19 protein-coding genes are annotated in these 16,297 nt (G+C 56.8%); 10 read left to right on the top strand and 9 right to left on the bottom strand.

Translation table 11 applies throughout. The features are described 5' to 3' along the window. Positions 1–18: 18 nt before the first annotated feature. Complete coding sequence (locus CQ009_RS30060) at positions 19–192, bottom strand: hypothetical protein (protein ID WP_163024135.1); 174 nt, start codon at positions 190–192, stop codon at positions 19–21. A 25-nt stretch (positions 193–217) separates the two neighbouring features. Then, positions 218–520, bottom strand: coding sequence for a DUF1883 domain-containing protein (locus CQ009_RS12975; RefSeq protein ID WP_016984992.1), 303 nt, complete (start codon positions 518–520; stop codon positions 218–220). Between the two features lie 210 nt (positions 521–730). Between CQ009_RS12975 and CQ009_RS12970 the strand changes: the two genes are divergently transcribed. Continuing rightward, positions 731–1,087, top strand: coding sequence for a hypothetical protein (locus tag CQ009_RS12970; protein WP_064390227.1), 357 nt, complete (start codon positions 731–733; stop codon positions 1,085–1,087). A gap of 71 nt (positions 1,088–1,158) precedes the next feature. Further along, entirely contained in the window at positions 1,159–1,389 is a 231-nt protein-coding gene (locus CQ009_RS12965; protein ID WP_064390226.1) for a hypothetical protein, read from the top strand. A 3-nt stretch (positions 1,390–1,392) separates the two neighbouring features. Here CQ009_RS12965 and CQ009_RS12960 read toward each other — a convergent pair whose 3' ends face one another. Together CQ009_RS12960 and CQ009_RS12955 are read right to left on the bottom strand one after the other, a co-directional pair. Further along, the gene (locus tag CQ009_RS12960; RefSeq protein ID WP_064390225.1) at positions 1,393–1,674 is read right to left on the bottom strand and encodes a hypothetical protein; all 282 of its coding nucleotides are present in this window, start codon (positions 1,672–1,674) and stop codon (positions 1,393–1,395) included. A gap of 145 nt (positions 1,675–1,819) precedes the next feature. Further along, positions 1,820–2,005: a hypothetical protein gene (locus tag CQ009_RS12955; protein ID WP_008082671.1), complete on the bottom strand. Its 186-nt coding sequence runs from the start codon at positions 2,003–2,005 to the stop codon at positions 1,820–1,822. Positions 2,006–2,262: 257 nt separating this feature from the next. Here CQ009_RS12955 and galU point away from each other — a divergent pair, with 257 nt between their 5' ends. Both galU and gorA read left to right on the top strand, forming a co-directional pair. Continuing rightward, entirely contained in the window at positions 2,263–3,102 is an 840-nt protein-coding gene (galU, locus tag CQ009_RS12950) for a UTP--glucose-1-phosphate uridylyltransferase GalU (RefSeq protein ID WP_053120371.1), read from the top strand. Positions 3,103–3,229: 127 nt separating this feature from the next. Beyond that, a complete protein-coding gene (gene gorA, locus CQ009_RS12945) occupies positions 3,230–4,588 on the top strand; it encodes a glutathione-disulfide reductase (protein WP_105706646.1) in 1,359 nt (452 codons plus the stop codon). Here gorA and CQ009_RS12940 read toward each other — a convergent pair. Further along, positions 4,585–5,601, bottom strand: coding sequence for a DNA-binding protein (locus tag CQ009_RS12940; protein WP_105706645.1), 1,017 nt, complete (start codon positions 5,599–5,601; stop codon positions 4,585–4,587). The two genes, gorA and CQ009_RS12940, sit on opposite strands and share 4 nt — an antisense overlap. Before the next feature lie 177 nt (positions 5,602–5,778). On the opposite strand from CQ009_RS12940, the gene CQ009_RS12935 reads away from it, so the two are divergent. The 3 genes from CQ009_RS12935 to ahpF all read left to right on the top strand — a co-directional run bounded on the left by CQ009_RS12935 (position 5,779) and on the right by ahpF (position 9,105). Further along, positions 5,779–6,717: a site-specific integrase gene (locus CQ009_RS12935; protein WP_064390222.1), complete on the top strand. Its 939-nt coding sequence runs from the start codon at positions 5,779–5,781 to the stop codon at positions 6,715–6,717. A gap of 137 nt (positions 6,718–6,854) precedes the next feature. Beyond that, entirely contained in the window at positions 6,855–7,418 is a 564-nt protein-coding gene (gene ahpC / locus CQ009_RS12930; RefSeq protein ID WP_007912224.1) for an alkyl hydroperoxide reductase subunit C, read from the top strand. A 124-nt stretch (positions 7,419–7,542) separates the two neighbouring features. After that, the gene (gene ahpF, locus CQ009_RS12925) at positions 7,543–9,105 is read left to right on the top strand and encodes an alkyl hydroperoxide reductase subunit F (protein ID WP_064390221.1); all 1,563 of its coding nucleotides are present in this window, start codon (positions 7,543–7,545) and stop codon (positions 9,103–9,105) included. 269 nt (positions 9,106–9,374) lie between these two features. On the opposite strand, the gene gloA is transcribed toward ahpF, so the two are convergent. Further along, a complete protein-coding gene (gene gloA, locus CQ009_RS12920; RefSeq protein ID WP_064390220.1) occupies positions 9,375–9,896 on the bottom strand; it encodes a lactoylglutathione lyase in 522 nt (173 codons plus the stop codon). Positions 9,897–10,033: 137 nt separating this feature from the next. On the opposite strand from gloA, the gene CQ009_RS12915 reads away from it, so the two are divergent. After that, positions 10,034–10,552, top strand: coding sequence for a DUF4946 domain-containing protein (locus tag CQ009_RS12915; protein WP_105706643.1), 519 nt, complete (start codon positions 10,034–10,036; stop codon positions 10,550–10,552). A 219-nt stretch (positions 10,553–10,771) separates the two neighbouring features. On the opposite strand, the gene CQ009_RS12910 is transcribed toward CQ009_RS12915, so the two are convergent. The 3 genes from CQ009_RS12910 to CQ009_RS12900 all read right to left on the bottom strand — a co-directional run bounded on the left by CQ009_RS12910 (position 10,772) and on the right by CQ009_RS12900 (position 13,896). Further along, positions 10,772–11,137 (bottom strand): histone-like nucleoid-structuring protein, MvaT/MvaU family, encoded by a 366-nt coding sequence (locus CQ009_RS12910; RefSeq protein WP_105706642.1) that lies wholly within the window; start codon positions 11,135–11,137, stop codon positions 10,772–10,774. Positions 11,138–11,372: 235 nt separating this feature from the next. Then, on the bottom strand, positions 11,373–12,908 hold the full coding sequence (locus tag CQ009_RS12905) for an EAL domain-containing protein (RefSeq protein ID WP_105706639.1): 1,536 nt from the start codon (positions 12,906–12,908) through the stop codon (positions 11,373–11,375). A gap of 115 nt (positions 12,909–13,023) precedes the next feature. Beyond that, entirely contained in the window at positions 13,024–13,896 is an 873-nt protein-coding gene (locus tag CQ009_RS12900) for a LysR family transcriptional regulator (RefSeq protein WP_105706637.1), read from the bottom strand. A gap of 77 nt (positions 13,897–13,973) precedes the next feature. On the opposite strand from CQ009_RS12900, the gene CQ009_RS12895 reads away from it, so the two are divergent. Both CQ009_RS12895 and hppD read left to right on the top strand, forming a co-directional pair. Beyond that, complete coding sequence (locus CQ009_RS12895) at positions 13,974–14,921, top strand: DMT family transporter (protein ID WP_105706635.1); 948 nt, start codon at positions 13,974–13,976, stop codon at positions 14,919–14,921. A 245-nt stretch (positions 14,922–15,166) separates the two neighbouring features. Beyond that, on the top strand, positions 15,167–16,243 hold the full coding sequence (hppD, locus tag CQ009_RS12890; RefSeq protein ID WP_016984437.1) for a 4-hydroxyphenylpyruvate dioxygenase: 1,077 nt from the start codon (positions 15,167–15,169) through the stop codon (positions 16,241–16,243). Positions 16,244–16,297 lie beyond the last annotated feature (54 nt).

The raw sequence follows: 16,297 nt of genomic DNA, 5'->3' as shown, positions 1-16,297 counted from the left end.
TGAAATTCCTGTCGATGCTTACAGCGCTTTGCTGACGGCGATGTCGCTGATCAAGTCTTCCTGGTCATGAAGCTTGTCCAGTTCAGCCTTGGCTTCCTCTTCAGTGCCGTTTTCCAACTGAGCGAACTCAAAACGGCGTTCACCGTTGAGTTTGTATTTAATGACGTACTTGGTCGTTTGGGCCACGGTCATGCTTTCCTTGTTTGGGCAGAGCGTTTCAGCTGAGTTTGGTGCTGGAGCGGCGGATGATCTTGATCGAGTGGGTCAGGGTCGGTTTGCGGGTGACGCTGATCGGCCGACGGTTGACGGTGTCGATGGTAATGTTCCAGAAACCGGTGCTCGGCGCTGTGATTCGGGCCGGGAAGGTGTCAAAGGCGCCGCCGTGATAGGTATGACGACCGCCGTTTTTGAAGCTACGGAAGTTGGCGTCGTTCATCAGACGGATGTTGCACATTTGCGAGCATTGGATGACGACGATGTCGTCTTCATTGAGGTGCTCGCGCTGGTGAATAAATTTCATGGGCGCCTCCAGAAGGGCTTTTTCTACAAAATCAAAACGATAGCTTGTCGATGAGCGCAGTTTATCAGCCCGCACGGGTTATTATCTGGCCGTCGGGCGTTGGTTTGACAATTTTGAACAGATATTCGCAGTCGGATGCGGGTTAAATGCAGAAGGCCCCGGAGAAAAACGGCATTTGTGCTGTCGGACGGTCTTTAACGGAGGTTTTGTATGAAGTGGGGTGTGGTGTGTGTGCCGTTGGTTTTGGCTATGGCTGGTTGTGCGAATGTTTCCGAAATCAATGAAACATTGCCGACCATGAGCGTGATCTCCGGCAAGAAGCCCCATGAATATGCCCAGTGCCTGGCAGAAAAACTCGCGGACAGTCGTGGCGCATTGCAGGTGCAACCGCACAAGGATGGCGTTCAAGTGATCGTTCCGGGGAAATTGTCCTCAGGCCCTGCCGCCGTATTTGATATCGAAGACCGCTCCGGCGGCAGCAGCATCAAATTGCATGAACGCATGTCGAATGTGCCGGTACGTCCCCGCGACGTGCAAAAGGCGGCCAATGCGTGTATTTCCGGCTGATAGACTGACAGTCATCAGCACCAATGCCGTCGCAGTCTTGCTGTGACGGCATTTTCATTTCTGGAGTCGCGATGAAGCGAGAGCAAGTACGGGAACGCCACGCAGAGGGCCTGATCTCTGCCACCCATGTTATCCAGAACCCGGCGAATCCGGGCGAGTGGATCGTGTTTTTCAAGAAAAGCGCCGGGCGCAGTTATTTCCTGGTGGATGACAACGATGAGGTCGAATCTTTCGGCCGGCTCGACGATTTGATCGAAGTGGTGCGCGGCCTCGGGATCAAGTTCGCCGAAATTCACATGTAAGGCTCACTTGCAGACCACCACCACGCTGCGGTTTTTGTAGTTGCCGACGTCGACACCCAAGGTCTTGTCGCTTTCCTTGGGTTGAGGCGTGCCGTCAGTGCCAACGATGCGATAACCGGTGCCCGCGCATGAAGCATCCGCTTTTTCGTAGCAGGTGGCCCAGGAGTTGGCCTCGCCGGAGCAATCGATGGACAGGCCCTGTTCGCCATTATTCAGATACGTGGTTTCGGACGTGGCGCAGCCGCTCAGCGTCAATACCGCAAGAAGGGGCAGCAATCTGTTCATATTCATGGTTATGTCGTCTTCAGCATGGGGGTCTAGACGCTCTGACAGCGCCGGTGTGAAAAGGTTATAGCGATTGGCCACTTGTTTGCACGCGGGTACAAAAAAGCCCTGCGCAAGGGCAGGGCTTGGGGCATGTTGCAGTCGATCAGTCCTGATCTTTGCCACGACGCTTTGCCGATGCAGGCGTGTCGGTGAACACCGACGCCACATCAGTCGCCATCTGCTCGCTGTCGAAGGGACCGGCGATGTGTTCGCCGTTGGTCGTGGTCAGCGTCCACTTGCCGTCCTTCTTGTCGATCACATACCCGTTGACGATTTTTACCGCGGCCATCTATCTGTCTCGTTCGCTGGTTCAAAGGCGCCATGATACCGGCAAATGCTCGCATTGGGGGCGATGCGCGTATGGTGGTCGAGTTAATCGGCATCTTTGGGCTAAGCTGAGTTCGCTGCCTGAAGACGTCAACGGAACTATCGGCGAGAATATTTCTCTATGATGGCATCGGTTAGCCAGTGCGGGGCATTGTAAGGTGCACGCCGCCTGATTAGACTGCGCCGAAACTCGTACACACAGCCTTTTCAAGGACTTATATGATCAAGAAATGCTTGTTCCCAGCAGCCGGTTACGGTACTCGCTTCCTGCCAGCGACTAAAGCCATGCCCAAAGAAATGCTGCCGGTGGTAAACAAGCCACTGATCCAGTACGGCGTTGAAGAAGCTCTGGATGCTGGCCTGACGGAAATCTCCATCGTCACCGGTCGTGGCAAGCGCGCTCTGGAAGACCACTTCGACATCAGCTACGAGTTGGAAAACCAGATCAAAGGCACCGACAAAGAGAAATATCTGGTCGGTATCCGCAAACTGCTCGACGAGTGCTCGTTCTCCTACACCCGTCAGACCGAAATGAAAGGTCTGGGCCACGCGATCCTGACCGGTCGCCCGCTGATCGGTGACGAACCGTTCGCCGTGGTCCTGGCGGACGACCTGTGCGTCAACCTCGACGGCGACGGCGTACTGACCCAGATGGTCAAGCTGTACAAGCAGTTCCGCTGCTCGATCATCGCCATCCAGGAAGTCGATCCGCAGGAAACCAGCAAGTACGGCGTTATCGCTGGCGAAATGATCCGCGACGACATCTATCGCGTGCACAGCATGGTCGAGAAGCCAAAGCCGGAAGACGCGCCGTCGAACCTGGCAATCATCGGTCGTTACATCCTGACCCCGGACATCTTCGACCTGATCGAACAAACCGAGCCAGGCAAGGGCGGCGAAATCCAGATCACCGATGCGCTGATGAAACAAGCCCAGAACGGCTGCGTCATGGCCTACAAGTTCAAAGGCAAGCGTTTCGACTGCGGTGGTGCTGAAGGCTACATCGAAGCGACCAACTTCTGCTTCGAGAACTTCTACAAGACTGGCAAGGCTTACTAAGAGCGCTTGATTTGTCTGTAAGAAAAACCCGCTTCGGCGGGTTTTTTCATTTTGCGCCCCATATGATTGGCAGTGCTTGCCCAACGAGCATCTGCAGGTATGCTGATCCCCTGCCGAGGAGATAGAAATGGCCTACGATTTTGACCTTTATGTGATTGGTGCCGGTTCCGGCGGTGTGCGCGCTGCGCGTTTTGCGGCCGGGTTCGGTGCGAAAGTGGCGGTGGCGGAGAGCCGTTATCTGGGCGGGACCTGTGTCAACGTTGGCTGCGTGCCGAAAAAGCTGCTGGTGTACGGCGCGCATTTCGCCGAAGACTTTGAGCAGGCATCCGGTTTTGGCTGGAGTCTGGGTGAGGCGAATTTCGACTGGGCGACCCTGATCGCCAACAAGGATCGCGAGATCAATCGCCTCAACGGAATTTATCGCAATCTTCTGGTCAACAGCGGTGTGACCCTGCACGAGGCGCACGCGAAGATCGTTGGCCCGCACGAGGTTGAAGTGAACGGCCAGCGCTACACCGCGAAAAACATTCTGATCGCGACCGGTGGCTGGCCGCAGATTCCGGAGATTCCGGGGCGCGAGCATGCGATCGGTTCCAATGAGGCGTTCTTCCTCAAGGAGCTGCCAAAGCGTGTGTTGGTGGTTGGCGGCGGTTACATCGCCGTTGAGTTCGCCGGGATTTTCCATGGCCTCGGCGCAAACACTACGCTGTTGTATCGCGGCGATCTGTTCCTGCGCGGTTTCGACGGTTCGGTACGCAAGCATTTGCAGGAAGAGCTGACCAAGCGTGGTCTGGATCTGCAATTCAATGCTGACATCGCGCGTATCGACAAGCAGGCTGACGGTAGTTTGAAAGCCACGCTTAAAGATGGTCGTGAGCTGGAAGCGGATTGCATTTTCTATGCAACCGGCCGGCGTCCGATGCTGGACAATCTTGGCCTGGAAAACACCGATGTGCAGCTCACCGACAAAGGCTTCATCAAAGTCGACGAGCAGTACCAGACCAGCGAGCCATCGATTCTGGCGCTGGGCGATGTCATTGGTCGTGTGCAACTGACGCCAGTGGCATTGGCTGAAGGCATGGCCGTGGCGCGTCGTCTGTTCAAACCTGAGCAATACCGTCCGGTGGATTACAAGATGATCCCGACGGCGGTGTTCAGCCTGCCGAACATCGGCACGGTCGGTTTGACCGAGGAAGAAGCGCGCGAGGCGGGCCACGATGTGGTGATCTTTGAAAGCCGTTTCCGACCGATGAAGCTGACCCTGACCGAGTGCCAGGAGAAAACCCTGATGAAGCTGGTGGTCGATGGCAAGACCGACAAAGTCCTCGGCTGCCATATGGTCGGTCCGGACGCAGGCGAGATCGTGCAGGGTCTGGCGATTGCGCTGAAGGCTGGCGCAACCAAACGCGACTTCGACGACACGATCGGGGTGCACCCGACGGCCGCCGAAGAGTTTGTCACCATGCGTACGCCGGTCGGCGCTTAAGCGTCTTTCGCTTTGCTGGTGTCTGGCGCTGCTGCAACGGTAGCTGCCAGGCGCTGGCTTTCCTCCAGGCTCGTCTGAGCCTTATTCAATTCCTTTTCCAATGACTGGTTGAGCAGTGTCTGCTCCTCGACGCTCTGTTTGAGTGCCTGGCTTTCCAGTGTCGCAACGCGCAGGCGTTCCTGGAGGAGGGTGCGTTCGCTGTCAACGCGGGCCGCTTGCTCCAGCAGTTGATCCTGACGCTGATTGCTCTGTTTGAGCTGATCCTGCATCAGGCTCAGCTCACGCTGCGTGCCACGGTTTTCCGTGAGCAGGCGTTCGTTGTCGCGGTGCAGTTGCGTGATCTCGTCCTGACGGATCAGCGCACTTTGCTGCGCCTGACGCAGTTCGGCCTGAATCTGCTGCACTTGTGCTTCGTGACGGCTCTGTTCCTGCTCGCGCTGTTCTTTGGTGGCGTTGCGGTAGTGCTCCAGTGCGTCACGGGCGTGCAGGTGTTTTTCTTCCAGCGAGCGGATCTGCTCGTCCTTGTCTTGCAGGCGCAACTCAAAATCGGCCAGCGCCTGATTCAGGCCCGCGTTGCGGGTCTGTTCGGTTTGCAGCATTGAGCGCGTGTTGCCAAGCGCTTCGGACTCGCGCTCCAGCGCTGCGCCTTGAATGTCGTGTTCTTGCTCGAGCTTTTCCAGAGCCTGGCGGGTCTGTTTAAGCTCCGACTCCAGCGCCTCGCGCTGCTCCTCGAACTGCTCGCGGGCCTGCTCGATAGGCTCTTGCGCCTGTTCTTTGAGGCGTTGGGCGAGGCGCGAGACGAGGGCGCTCAACTCATCATCGATGGGCTCTGACGACGCTTCAACGGGCTGTGCGCCGTCGTCCAGCTCTTTCAGGTAACGATGGATCGTGGTTTTCGAGCCGGTGTTGCCCATTTCAATGCGTACTGCATCGATGCTCGGGTGTTCGCCACGGGCGAGGATCGCTGTGCGCGCGATCTGCACCAGTGCTTTGGTAATGCCGCCACGGGCCATGTGAACTCCTACGGTTACGTACTGTGGTACATGCCACTAAAGTACGCAGTGTACCATCCAGAAAATAAAGGTAAACCTTTGATAAAAAAGACGCGGGATATACTGGTATTACCCAGTGTCAGGCGGCAAAATGCGTTTCTGCATCCCAGTCTCAGTACGCCAGCGAGAAAACAGCCCATGAGCGATCTGGATCGCTATCTGCAAGCCGCCACGCGCGATAACACCCGCCGCAGCTATCGCGCAGCCATTGAACATTTTGAAGTGAAGTGGGGCGGGTTTCTGCCGGCCACGGCTGACAGCGTGGCGCGATATCTGGTGGCTCACGCCGGCGAGCTGTCGATCAATACGTTGAAGCTGCGTCTGTCAGCGCTGGCGCAATGGCATAACAGTCAGGGCTTTGCCGATCCGACCAAAGCGCCGGTGGTGCGCAAAGTCTTCAAAGGCATCCGGGCATTGCATCCGGCGCAGGAGAAACAGGCCGAGCCGTTGCAGCTGCAGGATCTGCAGCGCGTCATCGATTGGCTGGAGCACGAGGCGCAAACGGCGAGAGAGCAGCAGGATCGGCCGTTACTGCTCAAGGCTTATCGTGATCGCGCACTGATTCTGCTGGGATTCTGGCGCGGCTTCCGCAGCGATGAACTGTGTCGCTTGCAAATCGAGCACGTGCAGGCACACGCCGGCAAAGGCATCACCTTGTACCTTCCACGCAGCAAGGGCGATCGGGAAAATCTCGGCCAGACCTATCAAGCCCCGGCGCTGCTCAAGCTCTGCCCGGTGCAGGCTTACATCGACTGGATCACCGAAGCCGCGCTGGTGCGTGGCCCGGTTTTTCGCAGCATCGACCGCTGGGGCAATCTCAACGAAGAAGGTCTGCATGCCAACAGCATCATTCCTCTGCTGCGTCAGGCTTTGCAGCGCGCCGGCATTGCTGCCGAAAACTACACCAGCCATTCCCTGCGTCGAGGCTTCGCAACTTGGGCCCATCAAAGCGGCTGGGATCTGAAATCCCTGATGAGTTACGTGGGCTGGAAGGACATGAAGTCCGCGATGCGCTATGTTGAAGCCAGCCCATTCCAGGGGATGGCTCGGATTACGGATAACCCGGCTTCGTCGTAGATATCGTTTTCTTCTATTAATACAGTCAGCTAATAGCGAAAACAAATCAGCAGCATCAGGTTTGCCAATGAGCCATCCGTCGAGTGAGTGGGTAGGATTCACCCATCGAATTCACAACCACTGACGGAGAGTCATCAATGCCTATCATCAACAGCCAAGTAAAACCGTTCAAAGCTACCGCGTTCAAAAACGGCGACTTCGTTCAAGTCTCGGACGCTGACCTGAAAGGCAAGTGGTCGGTCGTGTTCTTCTACCCAGCCGACTTCACCTTCGTTTGCCCAACCGAGCTGGAAGACCTGGCTGACAACTACGCTGCTTTCCAGAAACTGGGCGTAGAGATCTACAGCGTTTCCACCGACACCCACTTTGCCCACGCTGCCTGGCACAACACTTCGCCAGCCATCGGCAAAATCGAATACACCATGATCGGCGATCCGACCCACGCCATCTCCCGCAACTTCGACGTACTGATCGAAGAAGTTGGCCTGGCTGACCGTGGCACCTTCGTGATCAACCCTGAAGGCCAGATCAAAATCGTTGAACTGAACGATGGCGGCGTTGGCCGCGACGCTTCCGAGCTGCTGCGGAAGATCAAGGCTGCTCAGTACGTTGCTGCTCACCCAGGCGAAGTTTGCCCAGCCAAGTGGAAAGAAGGCGAGGCCACTCTGGCACCGTCCCTGGACCTGGTCGGCAAGATCTAAGTCTGTGACACGCAACTCAGGGCGGTACGCCGCACCTTCTTAAGTACGCTGCACCGCCCAATAAAAATGCCCGGGCGAGATTCGCTCGGGCTTTTTTTCGCCTCAAATAAAGGAAATCGCCCGTATGTTGGACGCCAATCTTAAAGCCCAGTTGAAATCGTACCTGGAACGGGTCACCCAGCCGATCGAGATCGTTGCTTCCCTCGACGACGGTGCGAAATCCCGTGAAATGCTCGAACTGCTGAAAGACGTTGCCAGTCTTTCGAGCCAGATTACCTTGATCGACAGCGGTGACGACGCGCGCAAGCCATCGTTCTCGATCAACCGCCCGGGCGCCGACATCAGTCTGCGTTTCGCCGGCATCCCGATGGGCCACGAATTCACTTCGCTGGTACTGGCCTTGCTGCAAGTCGGCGGCCACCCTTCGAAAGCCAGTGTTGAAGTGATCGAGCAGATCCGTTCGCTCAAAGGCCAGTTCAGCTTCGAGACTTACTTCTCGCTGTCCTGCCAGAACTGCCCGGACGTGGTCCAGGCGCTGAACCTGATGGCCGTGCTCAACCCGAACATCCGCCACGTCGCCATCGATGGCGCGCTGTTCCAGGACGAAGTCAATGATCGCAAGATCATGGCTGTGCCGAGCATCTACCTCAATGGTGAAAACTTCGGTCAGGGCCGCATGGGTCTGGAAGAAATTCTCGCCAAACTCGACACCGGCGCCATCGAGCGTCAGGCCGAGAAAATCAGCGCGAAAGAAGCCTTTGACGTATTGGTCGTCGGCGGTGGCCCCGCCGGTGCTTCGGCAGCGATCTATGCCGCCCGTAAAGGCATCCGCACCGGGGTGGCAGCTGAGCGTTTCGGCGGTCAGGTGCTGGACACCATGGCCATCGAGAACTTCATTTCCGTGCAGGAAACCGAAGGGCCGAAACTGGCCACGGCGCTGGAAGAACACGTCAAGCAATACGACGTCGACATCATGAACCTGCAGCGCGCCGACAAGCTGATCCCTGGCAAGAACGGCGAATTGCATGAAGTGCGCTTCGCCAGCGGCGCAACCCTCAAAGCCAAGAGCGTGATCCTGGCGACCGGTGCGCGCTGGCGTGAAATGAACGTGCCGGGCGAGCAGGATTACCGCAACAAAGGCGTGGCGTACTGCCCGCACTGCGATGGCCCGCTGTTCAAAGGCAAGCGCGTGGCGGTGATCGGCGGCGGTAACTCCGGCGTTGAAGCGGCCATCGACCTGGCCGGTATTGTGTCCCACGTAACGCTGCTGGAGTTCGACGTGCAGCTGCGTGCTGACGCCGTGCTGCAACGTAAGCTGCACAGCCTGCCGAACGTCACCGTGATCACCAGTGCGCAAACCACTGAAGTCACCGGTAATGGCGAGAAGGTCAACGGCCTGCGCTACAAGGATCGCAATACTGATGAGCTGCGCACGGTCGAGCTGGAAGGGATTTTCGTGCAGATCGGTTTGCTGCCGAACACTGATTGGCTGAAGGGCACTATCGAGCTGTCGCCGCGTGGCGAGATCATTGTCGATAACCGTGGCGAGACTTCGATCCCGGGGATCTTCGCTGCCGGTGACGTGACGACTGTGCCATACAAGCAGATCGTGATTGCGGTGGGTGAGGGCGCCAAGGCTTCGTTGAGTGCTTTTGATCACTTGATCCGCACTTCGGCTCCGGCGTAAGCGTCAGGCCTGGAATGAAAAACCCCATGAGTGATCATGGGGTTTTTTATTGGGCGTGAAATCTGGCCCCTCACCCCAGCCCTCTCCCGAGGGAGAGGGCACCGACCGAGGTGTCTGGCGTTTTCCATCGACCTGAATGACCGAGTCGATTATGGATTCGGTAAAGATCTTTCACGTCGGCGGAATTCTTGAATATCCCCCAATCAGCTCCCTCTCCCTATGGGCGGTCCGACGTTTCGGGAGGGTTAGGCTGAGGGGCTTTTCAGCTTTTACAGCGGCGCAGGCTGAATGATCTCGACCCAGTAACCATCCGGATCCTTGATGAACGCCAGGCTTTTCATGCGGCCATCGCTCAGGCGCTTCTGGAAATCACAGCCCAGCTCTTCAAAACGTGCGCACGCAGCAACGATATCCGGTACCGAAATGCAGATGTGGCCAAAACCACGTGGATCGGTATTTCCGTTGTGATAAGCGAAGTCCGCGTCGTTCTCGGTGCCGTGGTTGTGCGTCAGTTCGAGAATGCCCGGGATCGATTTCATCCACTGGGTACGTGCAGCGGCGTCGGCCGGGATCTGCGCCTTGTCGACCAGTGCGAGGAAGTACAGGCTGAACTCGGCTTCGGCGAAGTCACGTTTTTCGACCAGCGAGAAACCCAGCACGCGAGTATAGAAGTCCAGGGATTTGGTGATGTCCTTCACGCGCAACATGGTGTGGTTGAAGACAAAGTGTTGGGTTGCGCTGTCTGGTGTGGCGGTGACGCCGGGAAAGGTGTTCAGTTCGTGCAGGCTCATGGGCCCTCCAATAACTATGGGCGAGTGATGGGCGCAATGATACGCATGCCCGCCGGCATCGCCAAATGAAAGGCGGGCTTGCCCTGAAAGTGAGCGAGGCTCAGACTTTACGGCTCAATTAGCGAGTGCGCCTGGCAATGATCCGACTGTTCAAATCCCTGTTTGTTTTTTCCGCTTTGTCTCTTGGCGCAAATTGCGTGCTGGCGGATGCACCGGACGTCACCTGGCCTGCAGGCTGGGAGGTTGAAGCGCTGCCGCAAGCGTCGCCGCAGGTTTCCCGGCAACGGGCGGTAAAGAACGATGCCGAGGGCAATCAGGTGATGGTGATGGAGTTGACCATGACGCAGGTCGAGACTGGCCATCAGGTCAACTTGGAGGGCGTGCTGCTGGAAATGCGCAAGTCCATCCAGAAGGGTTTCTTTCACGACGGCTACCAGAGTGTCTGTAACAAAATCCATCCGGCAACGCTCGGTTCTTTGTCCGCGCTGGAGACGACTTGCACGATCACTGAAAACGGTCGACACGTGTTGTCGCAAACCCTGGTCGCCGCAGTCGAGGCGGACAAGGCCTATGTTCTTTCCTACGCAGGACAGGCCGAGGTGTATAAGGCAAGTGCCGATGAAATAGTGGCGGTAAAAAACAGCCTGAAACTTTAGTCATCTGTTCTATGCGTGACTCGACTAGATACCCGAACGGATTAAGCACAAAGTTAAACGTAGACCGCGAATGGCAACATCACGCGGCGAAACGTTTAAGGTTTTTCTCAGCAGCGTTACAGACTATTCCTAACTTGCTCGATGAAATTAATTTCATTTGTTAGATATTGTCAATAAAAAAGCCCTGCATAGAGCAGGGCTTTTTTTGTTGGCGTGAGATTAACCGCGCAACCAGGAATCAACGGTGGCGGCACCGTATTGTTCTTTCCAGGCTTTCAGGCCGCGGTGGTTACCACCCTTGGTCTCGATCAGTTCACCGGTGTGCGGGTTGTGATAAACCTTGACCACGCGTGCGCGGCGGGTTTTCGGTGCTGCCGAGGTTTGCAGAGCGGATTTTGCCGGATTCGGATCGAGAATGGAGATGATGTCTTTCAGGCCTTTGCCGTAGGTTTTCATCAGCCCCTGGAGCTTTTCTTCGAATTCGATTTCTTTCTTCAACCCGGCATCGTTCTTCAGCGATTCCAGCTGCTTGAGCTGTTCCTGAAGGGCCTTTTCAGCTGCACGAAATTCAGCGAGTCTGGACAATATCTTTACTCCAATAGTGTGTTTGGCTGATACCAACCGCAAACAAAGCTATAAGCCAAGAGCCTTGAAACGACTCCGTGATAAATGGCTCACCTGCGAATTTTTGCTCAGGTTGAAAAAATTGTAGTAGTTAATGCGTCCAGAGTAAATCCTGATGTTGTCTTCATGTAACAACAGCGGTCTTTTGTATCAATTTGGTGCGCCCGATCGGCGTGTCAAGCTTAACGCCAGTAAGTTAATGTTGACTTAATGCGCTGATGAAGTCCGCGGCAGGCATTGGTTTTCCGAAGAGATAGCCTTGCAGAAAGTTGACCTGGTGCGCGGTCAGGTAGTCCGCCTGCGCTTGAGTTTCGACACCTTCGGCAACAATCCCCAGATCAAGCTTGGCCGAGAGTTCGATAATCGTGTCGAGAATATGCCGTGACAGCGCGTCGATCCCGATCATGGCAACGAAACTCTGGTCGATCTTGAGAAAATCGACATTGAACTTGCGCAAATAGCCAAGGCTGGAATGGCCGGTACCGAAATCGTCGATGGCGATCTTCACCCCCAAGGTATGCAACTGTTCGAACAGTTGGTGAGTGATGTCGGTCGGTTCAATCAGTTCGCGCTCGGTCAATTCCAGGATCAGGCTGATGCTGCCAGGTGCGAACGCTGCGAGAAACTGGCGGCATTCGTCAACCAGTTCCAGGTCCCGACAATGACTTGCGGTGATGTTGATGCCGAGGTGGAAGGGCGTGGCGAAGCTTGATGACAGCGGCCCCAGTACGGCTGCGGTCTGCTGCATCAACGAACGGGTCATCGGCACGATCAATCCGGAGTGTTCGGCAAACGGAATGAACAGGTCCGGGCGTACCAGGCCTTCTTTGGGATGATCCCATCGCATCAGCACCTCTGCGCCAGACCATTTTTTGCTGTCGCCGTGCACGACGGGCTGGAAGTAGGGGATGAACTCGCCAGCTTCCAGCGCACGGAGCATTTCATGGCTGGGAGACGTCGAGCGTTTTTGCAAGACATGACCAATCGCACCGGAGACTATTCCAAAGAACATCAACAAGCTGAACAGCGGCGGATATTCGTCCGCCATGTAACGCCACGTTTCGCCTTGCGGGTAACCGGCGGCGACACTGAAGGCATAGCGCGACGACTGCAGCATGCTTTGGGCAATCGGCAGCGCGGGAAGGCTGCCTTGGTGCACTTTGCCGTCGGCGGACAGCCAGTTGTCGCCGACCTGCAGCAGCAACAGGGTTTGCCGGCCAATCAAGCGCAGAATGTTGCTCAAGTGATAACCATCAAGCGTGGTCAATGCGCCGCCACGACCCTCACCCAAGCGGTAAACCAGCAGCGCGGTATCGGGCGTCACCGGGTTGCCGTTCATAAGCCACAACTTGCCCTCGTGGTAATCGCCGGAGTTGACCGCTTCCTTGTAGTCACCGAACAGCGAACTGCAATAGAGATTGTTGTCCCAGACCAGATTGGTCGAGCGTACAAACGGTCGGCGAGTGACCTGCTCGCGCAACGCCAGTTTCACCTCTTCGCAGGTTTTTCCGGCCAGTGGCAGTAGGTCTTTGGCCGCCTGCGCAGTGTTGTCGAGCATCAACTCGAACTGGCGCAGCGCCTCGGTGGCGGTCTGCCGGGTGCTCTGCTGCAAAGTGCGCTCGGCCTGCATGTAGAGAATCACACCGCCGAGCGCCACTGGAAGCAGGCCGCTGAGCAGGGTCACTACGAGGCGGGTGCTGCGTTTTCGGCGAGGTCTGACGGTCAATGGCATGGGCGCATCCTGTCGCGATGAAGGGGGACTCTTGAATGCAGGCTGGAGAATGGCGCGCTGCTGAAAAACAGTTGAGTCATCGGGGAGGATAGATGGCAGATGCCGCTTGCGCCGCTCAGGGATGATTTATCCGCGTGGCCAACTCGATAAAGGCCAGTGTGGCGGGTGAGGCCTGGCGCTGATCAAGGACGGCGAGGCCGACCTGGCGTTTGACTTGCGGCGATAGCGCAACTTTCACATACCGTGGATTCTGCGCCTGCGGTAGCGAGCTTTCAGCGACGACGGTGATGGCATCGCCACGACTGACCGTGTCGAGAGTGCTGAGCAGTTGCGAGCAGCGAAAACGGATATTCGGTTGCAAGCGAGCAGCGCTGAACAGTCGCGACACCAGCTCCGAAGATCCCGCTTCTGTAAGCACGAATGGGTCGTCGCACAGCTCCCTGAGGTTCACCGTCGAGCGCGTCGCCAAGCGATGGTCAAGCGGCAGCAGGGCAACCATCTGGTCCTCGATCACGGCAAAGGTGTCGAAGCGCTCTTCAGGCAGTACCACGAAACCGATGTCGATCCGCCGCTCTTCCAGCCACTGGATCACCTGTCGATCCGGTCCTTCATCCATATGCACTTCGATGCCTGGATAGGCGACGCGATAGCGCTGCAAAATCGCCGGCAACAGCTTGACCGACGAAGTCGGGCCGAATGAGCCGATGCGTAAAGTGCCGCGCTTCATGCCACGGGCATCGGCAGCCTCCTGACGCAACGTGTTGGCCAGACCCAGCATGGCCCGGGCACGCAGCAACAACTGTTCGCCGATATCGCTGAGCGCTACTTGTGACTGATGCCGACGCAGCAGTTCGACGCCCAGTTCCTGCTCCAGTGATTTCAGCGCGTGCGACACCGCTGACTGGGAAATGCCCAAACGATGGGCGGCCAAGGTAAATCCGCGCAGCTCGGCAACCAGCGAGAAGATTTCCAGCTGTGTGAGAGTCATGAGTATTTACTCATTTTACGATGAACAGGAATGAGATGGATCATACGCCATCCTTCAGTTACCCGGATTCAAGCCTTATGCATAATCTTCAGCAAACCCAACCGACAACCACCGACATGCCGGTCTATCTGACGTTGGCGGCAGTCACCATGGTATGGGGCGGGACTTTTGTCGCCGGGCGTTTTCTCGCTGGTAGCCTCAGCCCGATGTTCGCCGCCAGCCTGCGCTTCCTGCTTGCCAGCGCAGCGTTGCTCGGATTTCTGTGGCTGGCGCGAATTCCGTTGGCACGGCCTGCGCCACGGCAATGGCTGCAACTGGCATTGCTGGGGTTCTTCGGGATTTTCTTCTACAACGTGTGTTTCTTTTATGGCTTGCAGTACATCAACGCCTCGCGTGCTTCATTGATCGTTGCGTTGAATCCCGCGGTGATCGGCCTCGCGTCGTGGTTGTTGTTCAAAGAACGTCTGGCACGCGTGAAAGTCATTGGCATCGTCGCGTGCATTGGCGGTGCTGGCGCGGTAATCGTCAGCCGCAATCCACAACTGCTGGCAGCAACGCCCGACGCCTGGATCGGTGACGTACTGATCCTCGGTTGCGTGCTGGGCTGGGGCGTGTATTCGTTGTTTTCCCGCAGTCTCAATCAGGCGCTCGGGCCGGTGCAGACCGTGACGTACTCGATCCTGCTCGGCACGCTGATGCTGTGGACGCTGGCGGCGGTGCGCGGCGAACTGAGCTGGACGGCGTTGCTCGACCTGGGCGTGACGCAGTGGTTGAGTCTTGTCTATTTAGGCGTGTTCGGTTCGGCGCTGGCGTACATCGGTTACTACGACGGCATTCGCAAAATCGGCGCGACGCGGTCAGGGGTGTTTATCGCCTTGAGCCCTTTGACTGCCGTGTTGCTGGGCGCGCTGCTGCTCGGTGAGCATCTGACGCTAGCCATGTATCTGGGCGGTGCGTTGATCCTGGCGGGCATTTATCTGTGCAACAAACCCCTTGCGCCGTCGGCAAAAAAGCGGATTTTATAGAGAGAGCAGACAAGCCTATTTACGCTGTGTAGAATCGGGTTACGCATACAATAATAATCGTCTTCTGGCAGCAGAAGCCTCGCCCGCAAGAGCCTTGGGTCGACAATGAAGATATTCGGGTTTCAACTGATCTACGGTGACTTCCTCGCCCGCAGTGTGCGTGGCATCTCCTGCGCGCCACCCACCAACCTCGCATGACTGACAAATAACCCTGGTTAATTTGATAAGAATGATGAGGCGTCACCATGACAGATTTATACGAAAACCCAATGGGCCTGATGGGCTTTGAATTCATCGAGCTCGCATCGCCGGTGCCGGGCACCCTGGAGCCGATCTTCGAGATCATGGGCTTCACCAAAGTCGCCACCCACCGCTCAAAGAACGTGCACCTGTACCGCCAGGGCGCGATCAACCTGATCCTCAACAACGAACCGAACAGCGTCGCTTCGTACTTCGCCGCCGAGCATGGCCCGTCCGTTTGCGGCATGGCGTTCCGCGTCAAGGATTCGCAAAAGGCCTATAACCGCGCACTGGAACTCGGCGCTCAGCCGATCCACATCGAAACCGGCCCGATGGAGCTGAACCTGCCAGCGATCAAAGGCATTGGTGGCGCGCCGCTGTACCTGATCGACCGTTTCGGCGAAGGCAGTTCGATCTATGACATCGATTTCGTGTTCATCGAAGGCGTTGATCGCAATCCGGTTGGCGCTGGTCTGAAAATCATCGATCACCTGACGCACAACGTGTATCGCGGTCGCATGGCCTACTGGGCGAACTTCTACGAGAAGCTGTTCAACTTCCGCGAAATCCGCTACTTCGACATCAAAGGCGAGTACACCGGCCTGACCTCGAAAGCGATGACCGCGCCGGATGGCATGATCCGCATCCCGCTGAACGAAGAATCGTCCAAGGGCGCAGGTCAGATCGAAGAGTTCCTGATGCAGTTCAACGGCGAGGGCATCCAGCACGTTGCATTCCTCACCGACGACCTGATCAAGACCTGGGATCAACTGAAGAAAATCGGCATGCGCTTCATGACCGCGCCGCCGGACACCTACTACGAAATGCTCGAAGGCCGCCTGCCGAACCACGGCGAGCCGGTCGATCAACTGCAATCGCGGGGCATTCTGCTTGATGGCGCATCGGAGCAGGGTGACAAACGCTTGCTGCTGCAGATCTTCTCGGAAACCCTGATGGGTCCGGTGTTCTTCGAGTTCATTCAGCGCAAGGGTGACGATGGTTTCGGCGAGGGCAACTTCAAGGCCTTGTTCGAATCGATCGAGCGTGATCAGGTGCGTCGCGGTGTACTCGCTACCGAGTAATCCGCTACACCGATAGACACTGTAGGAGTGAGCCTGCTCGCGATAGCGTTTTCA

The organism is Pseudomonas sp. MYb2, from assembly GCF_002979955.1.
In the GTDB taxonomy this organism is placed as follows: Bacteria; Pseudomonadota; Gammaproteobacteria; order Pseudomonadales; family Pseudomonadaceae; genus Aquipseudomonas.
The sequence above is the reverse complement of the archived record's forward strand: the minus strand, read 5'-3'. Positions and strand labels throughout refer to the sequence as shown.

Coding starts and splice junctions, on each gene's coding strand:
- CQ009_RS12915 (WP_105706643.1), top strand. CDS start 10,034: ATGATCCGACTGTTCAAATCCCTGTTTGTTTTTTCCGCTTTGTCTCTT.
- ahpF (WP_064390221.1), top strand. CDS start 7,543: ATGTTGGACGCCAATCTTAAAGCCCAGTTGAAATCGTACCTGGAACGG.
- hppD (WP_016984437.1), top strand. CDS start 15,167: ATGACAGATTTATACGAAAACCCAATGGGCCTGATGGGCTTTGAATTC.
- CQ009_RS12900 (WP_105706637.1), bottom strand. CDS start 13,896: ATGACTCTCACACAGCTGGAAATCTTCTCGCTGGTTGCCGAGCTGCGC.
- CQ009_RS12895 (WP_105706635.1), top strand. CDS start 13,974: ATGCATAATCTTCAGCAAACCCAACCGACAACCACCGACATGCCGGTC.
- CQ009_RS12965 (WP_064390226.1), top strand. CDS start 1,159: ATGAAGCGAGAGCAAGTACGGGAACGCCACGCAGAGGGCCTGATCTCT.
- CQ009_RS12940 (WP_105706645.1), bottom strand. CDS start 5,601: ATGGCCCGTGGCGGCATTACCAAAGCACTGGTGCAGATCGCGCGCACA.
- CQ009_RS12955 (WP_008082671.1), bottom strand. CDS start 2,005: ATGGCCGCGGTAAAAATCGTCAACGGGTATGTGATCGACAAGAAGGAC.
- CQ009_RS12970 (WP_064390227.1), top strand. CDS start 731: ATGAAGTGGGGTGTGGTGTGTGTGCCGTTGGTTTTGGCTATGGCTGGT.
- CQ009_RS30060 (WP_163024135.1), bottom strand. CDS start 192: ATGACCGTGGCCCAAACGACCAAGTACGTCATTAAATACAAACTCAAC.
- galU (WP_053120371.1), top strand. CDS start 2,263: ATGATCAAGAAATGCTTGTTCCCAGCAGCCGGTTACGGTACTCGCTTC.
- CQ009_RS12975 (WP_016984992.1), bottom strand. CDS start 520: ATGAAATTTATTCACCAGCGCGAGCACCTCAATGAAGACGACATCGTC.
- CQ009_RS12935 (WP_064390222.1), top strand. CDS start 5,779: ATGAGCGATCTGGATCGCTATCTGCAAGCCGCCACGCGCGATAACACC.
- CQ009_RS12905 (WP_105706639.1), bottom strand. CDS start 12,908: ATGCCATTGACCGTCAGACCTCGCCGAAAACGCAGCACCCGCCTCGTA.
- ahpC (WP_007912224.1), top strand. CDS start 6,855: ATGCCTATCATCAACAGCCAAGTAAAACCGTTCAAAGCTACCGCGTTC.
- gorA (WP_105706646.1), top strand. CDS start 3,230: ATGGCCTACGATTTTGACCTTTATGTGATTGGTGCCGGTTCCGGCGGT.
- gloA (WP_064390220.1), bottom strand. CDS start 9,896: ATGAGCCTGCACGAACTGAACACCTTTCCCGGCGTCACCGCCACACCA.
- CQ009_RS12960 (WP_064390225.1), bottom strand. CDS start 1,674: ATGAACAGATTGCTGCCCCTTCTTGCGGTATTGACGCTGAGCGGCTGC.